The organism is Erwinia sp. L03-1, assembly GCF_058686115.1.
On the sequence record NZ_CM178762.1, the window covers coordinates 2,098,400 to 2,111,940 of the forward strand.

Sequence of the window (13,541 nt, forward strand, 5' to 3'; positions counted from 1 at the left end):
AAAAGGAAAGGGGGAGGCTGATAAATATTAATCCTCTGGCAGAGGCCCATTAAACCCTTTGGCTCATGCCGACCTGAGCTAAATGACAAAGGTCGGCATAAACAGTTTGGCGCAGGCCGGGCTTAAACCTGTGTGGCCGGTGCCGCTTAGTAGGCACCATCCCGCCGTAAAACAACGCCTGCCGTTTTGAACATGATGGCCACATCCGTCCACAGCGCCCAGTTTTTTACGTACCAGGAATCGAAGTAAACCCGGGTGTCATAATCAACGTCATTACGGCCGCTTACCTGCCAGATGCCGGTCATGCCCGGTTTAGCCATCAGGTAATAGTCCACATCCCCCGCATAACGCGCCAGTTCTGCTTCGATCACCGGGCGTGGTCCCACCAGGCTCATTTCACCGCGAATGACATTCCACAGCTGCGGCAGCTCGTCCAGACTGGTTTTACGCAGAAAGGCACCGATTTTGGTGATGCGTGGATCATTTTTAAGCTTGAAGTCTTTGTCCCACTCCGCCCGGGCTTCTTCACTGCTCGCTAACAGGGCATCAAGCACGTCTTTCGAGTTAGTGACCATAGAGCGGAACTTAAGGCATTTGAACTTCTTACCATGCTGACCGACGCGTTCATGGCCGTAAATGCGGGCGCCGCCATCACGGCCAACCATCCAGCAGATAAGCGCAAAAGCGGGCGCAAGAAACAGCAGTAGCAGCGAGGCGACCAGGATATCAAAGGTCCGCTTAAGGAAGCGTGACGAGCGTTTAGCCAGATTATTACTGACCCGGAGAATAATCACCTCATGGCTGAAGATGTAGGACATATCGGTGCCATAGAGCGGCACACCGCGCAGGGTAGGGATAACCGAGACTGACCGGCAGCGTTTTTTCGACAGTAGTTTCAGCCAGTCATCGCGCATCACCTGCTGTTCGTACTCCATTGCCACCACAAACTGGGTATTTTCCAAATCAACCCGGTCCCAGACCATGTCTTTAGCGGTGATCACCGGCACGCCATTGAGCTTCTCAGCACCGGTGTGTCCCTGGCTGGCGACAAAGGCGATAACGTCATAGCCCAGCAGTTCCTCACTTTGCAGGGCTGCATAGGCTTCCCGCGCATTTTTTCCGGAGCCGATGATAATAGTCTGTTTTTGCCACTGACCCGCGTGGATGAGCGCTCTCTTGGCGCACGCGCGCAGCAGGGGGAGCAGTATCAGCGCGTAAATCCAGGTGAAGCTCCACAGGGTGCGGGAAAAGTCCCATCTGGAGAACGCGATCAGCGCCAGATCGAGGAGAGAGAATACCACCAGCATTTTAATGATTTCGTTCAGCTCAAACCAGAAGGGTTTGCGGTAGGTATAATGGCGCAGACGCATCCAGAAACCCGCGATACACACTACCGACATAACCAGCTGGGTAATAAAGCGAATTTCAAGCTGCTGAGGGGGAATGAATAGATCTAAATTACCCCAAATACCCTGCACGGTAGCAGCGGCTAAAAACAAAGCCAGATTAATGGAAATTAAATCTGAAAGGCTGAGCGCCGCCTTAGCAATAATATTTTTTTGAGTACCGCTAAAAACCCGACGACCGTTATTAAGCACCAGAGTACTAGCCATAATAGCTGCTCTCTATTCATCATGAGGAATCAGTAACCTGACGAGGAACAAGCACGCGTTCAGGGGCGATGATACGGGAATTAACACCTTGAAATTAACTATTTTATCCTTGCGAACGGCTGCTGCTAAAACCAGTTTTAATAAGGCAGCAGACATCTTCACGCTGTTTCAACCTGAAACAGTAGTGAGAGTATGCAGCAGATATTTGCGTTAGTTAATACGGGAAATTCCTAAAAAAATGCTACTGCTGGCGCGGTAAATCAGGGGTGAATTTATTTAAACGAAACGCGGGCGGGTTATTATCGCTTTTTCTTATGACATTAAAATAACAATTAACGACCGATTTTAAAAAATCCACCGCAGCGAATAGCCGCTACGGTGAAGGGGCGGGTAGAATCAGGCAGGCTTTTTTAAAACCCAGCGGTCGTTTTCTTTGTCATAGTGACAAATGGCAAGATCAACCGGCTCGCCATCAATCCAGGCCGGTACGCTGGTTTCAGTGTCCCAACCATCCAGCTGGTAGCTCAGACCGGGGTTGGTGTTGCAGGGAATGCTGACCGTATCAATATTTTCCGTATCCATATCGGCATCAACAATCTCATAGCGACCAATTTTAACGACGTGACCCATGGTAATCCTCCCTTTTGACAGAAACGAACTTTAAGCGTAGACGCTATCCGTCTCAAAAGGGATCGGATCAGGACTATTCTTTATCTTCCGCCACCCTGACGCCCACGCGGCTTATCTCATTGGCTTCTTTTTCAGCCACGGTCCAGATCATGTTTTTCCACTCGACCTGATCGCCGACCACCGGTGCGCCGCCAATCATACCGGCTATCAGATGCCCCAGTGACTGCTGAAGATTGATTTCATCCGTTAGTTCAATCCCGTAGATTTCAGCGATGTCCTGAAGGCGGGCGTCAGCCTGCAAAATAAAGTCGCCGAAGAAGCGCTGGTCCAGGGCAACCGGTGGCGACTGACTGAAAAGTTTACCCAGGGCAGGCAGATCGCGCTCGCGACCGATCACACAGAGCACATCGCCCTCTTTCAGCCGGGTACTGCTGGTGGGGTGCAGCAGTAAATTGTCGCGAAACAGGGCGGCAATGCGCGTTTCGCGCGGCAGTTTCAGATCGCGCAGCGCAGCGCCCACGCACCATTTATCCGCCCCCAGCTGGTAAACAAATTGTTCCCAGGGGTTCTCAGGGTGAATATCCAGACCGACGCGAGAAATGGGGGAGGCGGTAGGTGGCACCACCACGCGGGCTTTCCGGGCCGCATAGCCCAGCGACGTGCCCTGAACCATCAGGGAGACCAGCACCACAAAGAAGGCGATATTAAAGAACAGGGAGGCGTGAGGCAGCCCCGCCATCATCGGGAAGACGGCGAGAATAATAGGTACGGCACCGCGCAGCCCGACCCAGCTGATAAAAAAGCGTTCACGGGTCGTGAAGCCCCGGAACGGCAGCAGCCCGACAAAGATGGAAAGCGGTCTGGCGAACAGGATAAGCCACAGCGAAAGCAGCATAGCCGGCAGCGCAATATTCCACAGATCCTTAGGGTTAACCAGCAGGCCGAGCACCAGGAACATACCAATCTGGCTCAGCCAGGCCATACCATCAAACGTCTGCAAAATGCCGTGACGGTTGCGGATAGGGCGGTTGCCCAGTAAAAAGCCGCACAGATAGACCGCAAGAATACCGCTTCCTTCCAGCATGGTCGTCAGGGCGAAGACCAGGATGCCGCCGCTGACCGCTAACAGCGGATAGAGGCCGCTTGCCAGCGACACTCGGTTGATCAGCTGTTGCAGCGCCCAGCCGCCGCCCAGTCCCAGTACGATGCCCAGCCCAAACTGCTGGATCAGATGGACCACAAACATCCAGCTCAGCCCGGTTTGCCCCTGCTGTATCATCTCGATAAGCGTGATAGTCAGAAACACGGCCATGGGATCATTGCTGCCGGACTCGATTTCCAGCGTGGCGCTGACGCGCTCGTTCAGCCCTTTTCCGCCCAGCAGGGAGAAAACGGCGGCGGCATCCGTCGAACCGATAATGGCACCGACCAGAAAGCCTTCAATCATATTCAGATTAAACAGCCAGGCGGCAGCCATACCGGTCAGGCCAGCGGTAATCAGCACGCCGACCGTTGCCAGCGAGAGCGCGGGGCCAAGTGCAACTTTGAATGAGCTGGCCTGGGTGCGCATGCCGCCATCCAGCAGGATGACCGCCAGCGCCAGATTACTGATCAGATAAGCTGCGGGGTAATTGTCAAAGGCAATGCCGCCGATTCCATCAACGCCCGCCAGCATGCCGAGCGCAAGGAAAATGACCAGAATGGGAATGCCAAGCTTTGACGAAAACGAACTCAGCAAAATGCTTGCGGCGACCAGCACGGAACCAATAATAAACAGACTGTAGATAGCGCTGGCTTCCAAAAGGCAATTCTCCTGTGTGGGTAAAGATGTGTTTTAACAGTGTGTTGTAAAACGACTCCAGCTGTCAAAATTTCTGAGGGTCCGCCGATTGAAAAAAGCGGAAACTACAGAGAAGGATAAAATAGCATACATTTTGCCATTACAAATGACGCTGAGTGCGTATGATTAGTGTTGTATTTACGGAATTGGACAAAAAAAAGCGCCAGGAGGACGATTTTTGCTGCCGATACTGTCATGTGGGGAGAGTGAACAGCCAGTAAACCGGTACTGGCTGGAAAGATCAGGACTGAATTTAGTAGTTTTCTTCCGCCTGTTTGTGGAAAAGCTCCCGAAATACCGGGTAAATATCCTCAGGTTCACGAATATGCTGAATGGCGAAGTTATCAAATCGGGCCTGGAGCTGCTCGTATTCGCGCCACAGGGTTTGGTGCGCCCGTCGGGTTATCTCGATATAACTGTAGTAGCGCACGACAGGCAAAATGTTTTTGGCCAGGATTTCATGGCACAGGGGTGAATCGTCTGCCCAGTTGTCACCATCCGATGCCTGCGCGGCGTAAATGTTCCACTGCGCCGGATCGTAGCGCTCTTTCACCACCTCATCCATCATCTTCAGCGCGCTGGAAACGATGGTGCCCCCGGTTTCCTGTGAGTAGAAGAACTCCTGTTCATCAACCTCTTTAGCCTGGGTATGATGCCGTATATAGACCACGTCCACGTTTTTATAGGTACGGCTCAGGAACAGATAGAGCAGAATATAAAAGCGCTTGGCCATATCCTTCGTCGCCTGATCCATTGAACCGGAGACATCCATCAGGCAGAACATCACCGCCTGGCTGGAAGGTTCCGGACGCTTCTCGAAATTCTTAAAGCGGAGATCGAAGGTGTCAATAAAAGGCACCCGCTTAATACGCGCGCGCAGTTCGGCAATCTCATTGCGCAGGCGCTCCTCTTCCAGCAGCTGAGCAGGTTCAGCATTCTCAATCAGCTCCAGACTGGCTTCAAGCTCGCCGAGCATGCGACGCTTACCGGCGGTCATGGCCGTACGGCGCGCCAGCGAGTTTTGCAGCGAGCGCACGACGCTGATATTGGCGGGTACACCGTTGGACGTATAGCCCGCACGATGAACCTTGTACTCGTTGAGCTGGCGATGCTGATTTTTCTTCAGATTCGGCAGGGCCAAATCTTCAAACAGCAGGTCGAGGTACTCATCCTTTGAAATATTGAAAACAAAGTCGTCCTCGCCCTCACCATCCTGACCCGCCTTGCCCTGACCGCTGCCACCGCCACCGCCCCCCTGCGGGCGCTCAACGCGGTCATTCTGCACAAAGTGATCGTTACCAGGGTGCACGCGATGACGCTGCCCGCCCCGGCCCTGATGGAAAATAGGTTCGTTGATATCACCCACGGGAATGGAAACGGATTCGCCGCTATCAACGTCGGTTACCGAACGCTTATTAATGGCCTCGGAGATCGACTGTTTGATTTGCGACTTGTAGCGGCGTAAAAAGCGCTGGCGATTCACCGCGCTCTTATTTTTGCCGTTAAGACGCCGATCGATAAAATAGGCCATAGCTCCCCCAAACAATGTTGCAAGCTGGGCCGGATGATTCCGGCCCGATTAATGCACTCTGCTACTATCAGGACGATTTTCTGACCCGCAAATACCATTCGCACAGCAGGCGAACCTGCTTGCGGGTATAGCCTTTTTCCATCATTCGGTCGACAAAGTCGTCATGTTTTTTCTGCTCATCCGTGGACGTTTTGGCATTAAAGGAGATGACCGGCAGCAGCTCCTCGGTATTGGAGAACATTTTTTTCTCAATAACCGTGCGGAGTTTTTCATAGCTGGTCCAGTTTGGATTCCGGCCACTATTGTGCGCGCGGGCGCGCAGGACAAAGTTAACAATCTCGTTGCGGAAATCTTTTGGATTACTGATCCCGGCGGGTTTCTCGATTTTCTCCAGTTCAGCGTTTAATGACTCGCGGTCAAACAGCTGCCCGGTATCCGGATCGCGGTATTCCTGGTCCTGAATCCAGAAGTCTGCATAGGTCACGTAACGATCAAAAATATTTTGACCATATTCAGAATAGGATTCCAGATAAGCTGTCTGGATCTCCTTACCGATAAACTCAGCATATTTCGGGATCAGATAGCCTTTCAGGTGCTCGAGGTATTTCTCGGCAACATCCTGCGGAAACTGTTCACGTTCTATCTGCTGTTCCAGCACGTAGAAAAGATGTACCGGGTTAGCCGCCACTTCTGCGTGGTCAAAGTTAAACACGCGCGAGAGGATCTTAAAGGCGAAACGGGTCGAGAGACCGTTCATGCCTTCGTCGACGCCCGCGTAGTCACGGTACTCCTGATAGGATTTAGCTTTAGGATCGGTATCCTTCAGGCTTTCCCCATCATAAACCCGCATTTTAGAGTGCGTGCTGGAGTTCTCCGGCTCTTTCAGGCGCGACAGGATACTGAATCTGGCCAGCGTCTCCAGCGTGCCGGGCGCGCAGGGAGCATGGCTCAGCTCACTGTGGTTAAGCAGCTTGTCATAAATTTTGATCTCTTCAGAGACGCGCAGGCAGTACGGCACTTTAACGATGTAAACGCGGTCAAGGAAGGCTTCATTATTCTTGTTATTACGGAAGGTCACCCACTCTGACTCATTCGAGTGCGCAAGAATGATACCGTTGAATGGCAGGGCCGAGATACCCTCGGTGCCGTTATAGTTGCCCTCCTGGGTGGCCGTCAGCAGGGGATGCAGCACCTTGATCGGCGCTTTAAACATCTCGACGAACTCCATAATCCCCTGGTTTGCCCGACAGAGCGCACCGGAATAACCATAAGCATCAGGGTCGTTCTGCGCATGGTTCTCCAGCTTACGGATATCCACTTTACCGACCAGCGCCGAGATATCCTGATTGTTTTCATCACCCGGCTCGGTTTTCGCAATGGCCAGCTGTTCAAGGATAGAAGGCCAGACCTTAACGACTCTGAAGCGGGAGATGTCGCCGCCGAATTCGTGCAGGCGCTTCGCCGCCCACGGAGACATAATGGTGCCGAGATAGCGGCGCGGGACGCCGTATTCTTTCTCAAGAATATGGGCGTCCTCCTGCGGATTGAACAGGCAGAGTGGATGGTCGTTAACCGGGCTTCTTTCGCCATCGGCGCTTAGCACATAGATAGGCACGCGCTGCATTAGCGACTTAAGCCGCTCGGCCAGGGAGGATTTCCCGCCGCCTACCGGACCCAGCAGATAGAGGATCTGTTTCTTCTCTTCCAGCCCCTGCGCGGCATGCTTCAGGTAAGAGACGATCTGTTCAATCGCTTCTTCCATGCCATAAAATTCTTCAAAAGCGGGATAGCGCGCAACGACACGGTTAGAAAACAGGCGGGAAAGGCGTGGCTCCAGGGCAGTATCCACCATTACTGGCTCACCAATAGCCATTAACAGTCGTTCTGCCGCGTTGGCGTATGCACTGCGATCCTGCCGACAAACGGTCAGGAACTCCTGCAGAGTGAACTCTTCGTCCTTGGCAGCTTCATAACGCTGACGATAGTGATCGAATATATTCATAGCGATGCCCGTCCTTTCATTTTTAGCACAGGAACCAGGAGCCTAAGTGTGGTTAGCCCCTGAAGGAACTGATGAATGAGTACAGCAACCCTTATGCCAACCAGACATTTTTTTATCGGGATACACAAATCCTGGGGTCACTCTGCTCATTAAAACTTAGCGTCATCTATTAAAGCGTAGTTGGCATTCGAAAAATGTCCTGATACCGCAAAGCTTTTCAATGATATTTCAATAACAAAGTTATAATGCAACTTAGCGACAACCTGAACTGGTGCGGTCTGTCGGGAATTTGTAAATAAGCCTCTGCAATTGATTCCTGCTGATTCCTGGCAAAAATTGATTCTGAGTGCTACAGGTTGTATTAGGATTTTAACTTACGCGGCAGAGATTGTTAAACTACCGTACTCGATTGTTATATTTATGGAACGAATTAATTGTGAACTATTTCAAAGTTAGCGCTGTGGCAGTCATTTTATCCTCATCTCTGGCAGCATCCCTTGCTCAGGCCAATCCTTTAACTCTCGGTGCTTCCGTCATCTATAGTCAGAGCCCGTATAAAGGAGGGCAGAACCGCTATTACCCTTTACCGATCATCAATTATGAAGGTGACAGCTTCTACGTTCGCAGCTTTCAGGCCGGGTACTATCTTTGGAATGACAAACAGGATCAGCTGTCGCTGACCGTACTGGGTTCACCGGAGAATTTCAAAACCAGCGACACCAATAATAAGCAGCTGAAAAAACTGGATAACCGCCATATGACTGCGATGGGCGGGCTTGCGTACCGTCACACCAGTGACTGGGGCATCGTACGCACCGTGGTCGCGGGCGATCTGCTGGATAACAGTAATGGCATTATCTGGGATCTGGCCTATCTTTATCGCTTCCAGATTGGCGATCTAAGCCTGACGCCGGGTATTGGTGCGCTGTACAGCAGTGAAAATCAAAATGACTACTACTATGGCGTCTCCAAACGCGAGTCGCGTCGCAGCGGACTTAGCAGCTATGACGCCGACGATAGCTGGAGCCCCTATCTGGAGCTGACCGCCGCATATGCGATTAATCAGAGCTGGAACGCATCGCTTTCAGGCCGCTATACCCGCCTGAGCAGCGAAGTAAAAGACAGCCCAATGGTCGACAATAACGCCCAGGTCATGCTGTGGACGGGCGTTAGCTACACGTTCTGATCGCCAGTTCTCGCATCAAAAAAGGGCGCTCTGCGCCCTTTTGCATGATAGTCACCCCAAAAGAGTGCAGGAGGAATGCATGAGCTCATCCGTAAACTTTTCAAAAGAGATAACCCTGCCTTCCATCGGCCAGGGAAGCTGGTATATGGGGGAAAATAGTGGCCAGCGTAAATCTGAGGTCGCTGCCCTGCAGCACGGACTCGAACTGGGTCTGAGCGTAATCGACACGGCTGAAATGTACGCAGACGGCGGGGCAGAGGAAGTGGTCGGCGAAGCATTGCAGGGAAGAAGGGACAAGGCCTGGCTGGTCTCAAAAGTTTACCCCTGGAATGCCGGGGCCGGGAGTGCCATTGAAGCCTGCGATCGTAGCCTGCGTCGGCTGAAAACGGATTATCTCGACCTCTATCTTCTTCACTGGCCGGGCAGCATCCCGCTTGAGGAAACCATCACCGCCATGCAGCAACTCCAGCAGGCGGGTAAAATCCGGCACTGGGGCGTATCCAATTTCGACAAGAGTGATCTACAGGACCTGCTGACGCAAGAAGGGGGAGCGGGCTGTGCGGCTAACCAGGTGCTTTACCACCTGGCCTCGCGCGGAATTGAGTACGACCTTCTGCCTGCGTGCCAGCAGCGTGGCATTCCGGTGATGGCCTACTGCCCGCTGGCGCAGGCGGGGCGTCTGCGTCACGATTTGATGAATAACGGCGTGCTGGCGGACATTGCCCGGCAAAAGCGCATCAGTGTAGCCCAGCTGCTGCTGGCCTGGGTTATTCGCCAGCAGGGCGTCATGGCTATTCCCAAAGCAGGATCGGTGCAACACGTTGACGAGAATGCGGCTGCGTTGAAGGTGGTGCTGAACAGTGAGGAGCTGGCGCTGATGGACCAGGCCTTTCCACCGCCCGTCGGGAAGGTCGCGCTCGACGTCGTCTAAGCCAGGCCAGTGCAGGGTCGCGCCTGGCGGCATTCAAACCCGATCGGGTGCAAGGTAAGGCAGTAAGGGATTAAAGCCTGGTCAGGCGGTAACTTTTTTACCGCCTCACTGCGTATCGTCAGGCGTTTTTACGCACTTTAATGGTGGTAGCCAGCCGGGAGGGGCTCTCGCCCGAACTCTTCATTGCGGATGAAATACGCGCCGTTTCCACGCACACCATCGTTTTATAACCCTCATTGGCCATGTCTCCCATGCTGCATGACAGCGCAGGGCCAGGGTTCCACGTGACAACGTCACTGTGATGATGGTGGTACACTTCGATGGTACGCTGACCGACAGTATCGGTGATAACGCTACAGTCTTCAGGTTGGGTATACACGCGATCGACCCGATCGGGATAGGTTTGCCTGCCGGATGCAGAGTTTCCCTCAGCCCCGTCACTGACCTTATCAATATAGGGGTGGCCCAACCCGCTCACTTCAACACCGGCGATGTCGGCAACGTTAAAGTAGCTGTGCAGTGCGGCCGTTGCCTCAAAGTCTCCGTGCGCCTCCAGTTCGATTTCAAGGCGATCCCTGAAGCGGAAGCGCGCAATCAGGGTGAAATCATGCGGCCAGAGCTTTTTTGTGCGCTCGTCACTTTCCAGCACGAAGGTCAGCATCACGCTCTCTTCATTCTCATCGTGTGCTGAGAGCGTCCAGGGCAGAGTACGGGCAAAGCCATGAGCGGGTTCACCTGCCGGACCAAACCACGGCCAGCAGACAGGCACGCCGCCCCGTATGGCTTTCCCTGCGGAAAAGGCTGTCTTCTCGCTCAGCCAGATAACGGGCTTTTCACCACCAGGCTGCCAGGCGATCAGATGCGCGCCCTGTAAGGTGATGGCTGCCCTGACTTTTGGATGAACGATGGTTAAAAGGGGCAGGTCGCCCATTTTTCTCTGCGAAATATAGGGGGTGATCTGGTCAGTAACCGCCAGGGAAAAGAGTTTTTCGCTCATGAGGAAACCTTTTTCAAACCGATAAAAAAAGGGCGACCGGAGTCGCCCTCATTAGTCTTTCAACTGCTTATTTAGCAATGTGAGAGATCAGGTCCAGAACTTTGTTTGAATAGCCCGTTTCGTTGTCATACCAGGCAACCAGTTTGACGAAGGTGTCGCTCAGGGCGATACCTGCTTTGGCATCAAATACAGAAGTCAGAACTTCGCCGTTGAAATCAGTAGAAACCACGTCATCTTCGGTGTAGCCCAGAACGCCTTTCAGTTCGCCTTCGGAAGCCGCTTTGATTGCATCACAAATTTCTTTGTAAGAGGCAGGCTTAGCCAGACGTGCAGTCAGGTCAACCACGGAGACGTTTGGCGTAGGGACGCGGAAAGACATACCGGTCAGTTTGCCGTTCAGCTCAGGGATCACTTTACCTACGGCTTTCGCTGCGCCGGTAGAAGAAGGGATGATGTTCTGAGATGCGCCACGACCGCCACGCCAGTCTTTGTGAGACGGGCCATCAACGGTTTTCTGCGTAGCAGTAGTCGCATGCACGGTGGTCATCAGTGCTTCAACGATGCCGAACTTGTCGTTGATCACTTTTGCCAGCGGTGCCAGGCAGTTAGTGGTGCAGGATGCGTTAGAAACGATGTCCTGGCCGTCGTAAGACTTGTGGTTCACGCCCATAACGAACATTGGGGTGTTGTCTTTAGAAGGACCGGTCAGTACGACTTTCTTCGCGCCAGCCTGAATGTGCTTACGTGCGGTTTCGTCGGTCAGGAAGATACCGGTTGCTTCAGCAACAACGTCAACGCCGATTTCGCCCCATTTCAGGTTAGCTGGATCTCTTTCAGCGGTAACACGAATGGTTTTGCCGTTAACAACCAGATGGCCGTCTTTGACTTCTACAGTACCGTCGAAACGGCCATGGGTAGAGTCGTACTTCAGCATGTAAGCCATGTACTCGGCGTCCAGCAGATCGTTGATTGCAACGATTTCTACATCAGAACGCTGCTGAGCAGCACGGAAAACGATGCGACCGATACGGCCAAAACCATTGATACCTACTTTGATAGTCATATATTCCACCAGCTATTGGTTAGTGAATAAAAGGTTGGCTGTAAAATTACAAAAACCTTACCAGGCGTCAAGCGGAATCGCTTCAATTGTTGCGACAAATCAAACCAGCGAGCAGGAATAATTTATCTGAAAGCATGATTCGCGGCACCCGTTAGAACCTAATCTTGGGCCTTCCTGCACGAATATAAAGGGGCAGGGGTATCAAAGGGTGATCTGAATCACATAATCGTCTGCTTTTACTTTCAGATATCTCTGTAAGCGAAAAAATCCCCAGACGTTGTTATGTATTTGTTAGAATGATAGACATTATCCAGAACACACCGCCAGAGAGTATCGATATGGCTAACAAACATCTGAACCCAGAAACCGATTTGAACGAAGTACAGCGTTATGTGACCCAAGAGCGCGGTACCGAGAGACCCTTTACCGGCAAGCTGCTGCATAACAAAGGCGAAGGGCTGTATCACTGCCTCGTGTGCAATTCGCCGCTGTTCCTGTCGGAAACCAAGTACGACTCCGGCTGCGGCTGGCCCAGTTTTTACCAGCCCGTCAGCGATGATGCTATTCGTTATATTGAAGATGACACTCACGGTATGCAGCGTATCGAAATTCGCTGCGGCAGCTGTGATGCCCACCTGGGGCACGTATTTCCGGATGGTCCTCAGCCTACGGGCGAGCGCTACTGCGTCAATTCCGCTTCGTTAAGCTTTTCTGACGAAGAAGGCAACAACATTAAAGGATAGCGGCAATGGTGTTGGATGAGATGATTAATGCCATGACGCCGGATGTTTACCAGCGTCTGCTGACCGCCGTTGAAACGGGTAAATGGGCCGACGGCGTCGCGCTGACTGACGCGCAGAAAGAGAACAGCCTGCAGCTGGTGATGATATGGCAGGCGAAATATAATGAGCAGCCGCAGCATATGAGCATTGGCAAGGGTGGCGAGATGGTGACAAAAAGCAAAAGAGAGCTTAAGGAAGCGTTTGGCATTGTGGATGACAACGTCACCCGCATTAAGCTGCAATAAATTATTCCTGGAGGAATAATTGTCGCTGGTTCACGCCACGATCCCCGGTTAAATCCCGGCAGCAGGTTTTACCTGAGCGTTCCTTCCGCCCCCTCAGCATTGATAAGCAGCGCGCCGCTGGCCGCCATTTCCGCCAGCGCCCGCTCACCGTCACCCGCTTCCAGATTCACACCCCGACACCCTGCGACAATCACGCTGACGCGATAGCCCAGCCTTAGCGCGTCCAGCACGCTATATTTCACGCAGTAATCGGTCGCCAGGCCCATCACCGTTAGCGCCGTCACCCCCTGCGATTTTAACCAGCTGTCCAGGCCGGTCTGGCTGCGCTGGCCATTGTCAAAAAAGGCGCTGTAGCTATCTGTGCGGGGATCCGTTCCCTTATAGATCTGCTTGACGAGCACGCTGCGATTAAGCTTAGGGTGCAGCTCTGCCCCCTTACTCCCCTGAACGCAGTGATCGGGCCACCAGACCTGGGGCAGCCCATCCAGCTCCCCCATGGTCCAGGGCTCTTCTCCGGCATTTGAGGCAAAGCTGCCGTGGTGATGCGGGTGCCAGTCGAGCGTGGCGACCACCGGCTGACCACGCTGATGAAAACGCATCGCAACCTGATTTGCTACGGCAATAACCGCATCACCTTCGTCGACAGCCAGTGCGCCACCGGGACAAAAGTCATTTTGTAAATCAATCAGTAACAGTGCCTGCTGCGTTTTCATTATGGTTC

Annotated in this window: 11 protein-coding genes and 1 pseudogene; 4 read left to right on the plus strand and 8 right to left on the minus strand. The window is 52.8% G+C overall.

All coding sequences use genetic code 11. From position 1 onward, the window contains the following. Nucleotides 1–146 precede the first annotated feature (146 nt). The 5 genes and pseudogenes from wbaP to yeaG all read right to left on the minus strand — a co-directional run bounded on the left by wbaP (nt 147) and on the right by yeaG (nt 7,616). A complete protein-coding gene (gene wbaP / locus AC4PCC_RS09770; protein WP_492127244.1) occupies nt 147–1,613 on the minus strand; it encodes an undecaprenyl-phosphate galactose phosphotransferase WbaP in 1,467 nt (488 codons plus the stop codon). A gap of 396 nt (nt 1,614–2,009) precedes the next feature. Then, complete coding sequence (locus AC4PCC_RS09775; protein ID WP_067701334.1) at nt 2,010–2,243, minus strand: DUF1480 family protein; 234 nt, start codon at nt 2,241–2,243, stop codon at nt 2,010–2,012. A 139-nt stretch (nt 2,244–2,382) separates the two neighbouring features. Beyond that, nucleotides 2,383–4,002, minus strand: a pseudogene (locus AC4PCC_RS09780) (potassium/proton antiporter); the annotation flags it as partial. Nucleotides 4,003–4,336: 334 nt separating this feature from the next. Then, nucleotides 4,337–5,614, minus strand: a complete 1,278-nt coding sequence (locus AC4PCC_RS09785) for a YeaH/YhbH family protein (protein WP_492127245.1) — start codon at nt 5,612–5,614, stop codon at nt 4,337–4,339. Nucleotides 5,615–5,681: 67 nt separating this feature from the next. After that, nucleotides 5,682–7,616, minus strand: a complete 1,935-nt coding sequence (yeaG, locus tag AC4PCC_RS09790; RefSeq protein ID WP_067701343.1) for a protein kinase YeaG — start codon at nt 7,614–7,616, stop codon at nt 5,682–5,684. A gap of 436 nt (nt 7,617–8,052) precedes the next feature. Here yeaG and AC4PCC_RS09795 point away from each other — a divergent pair, with 436 nt between their 5' ends. Then, nucleotides 8,053–8,802 carry a MipA/OmpV family protein gene (locus tag AC4PCC_RS09795; protein ID WP_492127246.1) on the plus strand — a complete coding sequence of 250 codons (750 nt, stop codon included), beginning with the start codon at nt 8,053–8,055 and terminating at the stop codon, nt 8,800–8,802. Nucleotides 8,803–8,881: 79 nt separating this feature from the next. Further along, nucleotides 8,882–9,733 (plus strand): aldo/keto reductase, encoded by an 852-nt coding sequence (locus AC4PCC_RS09800; protein WP_492127247.1) that lies wholly within the window; start codon nt 8,882–8,884, stop codon nt 9,731–9,733. 118 nt (nt 9,734–9,851) lie between these two features. Here AC4PCC_RS09800 and AC4PCC_RS09805 read toward each other — a convergent pair whose 3' ends face one another. Together AC4PCC_RS09805 and gapA are read right to left on the minus strand one after the other, a co-directional pair. After that, nucleotides 9,852–10,730, minus strand: coding sequence for a D-hexose-6-phosphate mutarotase (locus AC4PCC_RS09805; protein ID WP_492127248.1), 879 nt, complete (start codon nt 10,728–10,730; stop codon nt 9,852–9,854). A 67-nt stretch (nt 10,731–10,797) separates the two neighbouring features. After that, on the minus strand, nt 10,798–11,793 hold the full coding sequence (gapA, locus tag AC4PCC_RS09810) for a glyceraldehyde-3-phosphate dehydrogenase (RefSeq protein ID WP_345827716.1): 996 nt from the start codon (nt 11,791–11,793) through the stop codon (nt 10,798–10,800). Nucleotides 11,794–12,131: 338 nt separating this feature from the next. Between gapA and msrB the strand changes: the two genes are divergently transcribed. Both msrB and AC4PCC_RS09820 read left to right on the plus strand, forming a co-directional pair. Then, nucleotides 12,132–12,536, plus strand: a complete 405-nt coding sequence (gene msrB / locus AC4PCC_RS09815; protein ID WP_067701359.1) for a peptide-methionine (R)-S-oxide reductase MsrB — start codon at nt 12,132–12,134, stop codon at nt 12,534–12,536. Between the two features lie 5 nt (nt 12,537–12,541). Then, nucleotides 12,542–12,820 (plus strand): YeaC family protein, encoded by a 279-nt coding sequence (locus tag AC4PCC_RS09820; protein ID WP_492127249.1) that lies wholly within the window; start codon nt 12,542–12,544, stop codon nt 12,818–12,820. Between the two features lie 68 nt (nt 12,821–12,888). On the opposite strand, the gene pncA is transcribed toward AC4PCC_RS09820, so the two are convergent. Beyond that, nucleotides 12,889–13,533 (minus strand): bifunctional nicotinamidase/pyrazinamidase, encoded by a 645-nt coding sequence (gene pncA / locus AC4PCC_RS09825; protein ID WP_492127250.1) that lies wholly within the window; start codon nt 13,531–13,533, stop codon nt 12,889–12,891. Nucleotides 13,534–13,541 lie beyond the last annotated feature (8 nt).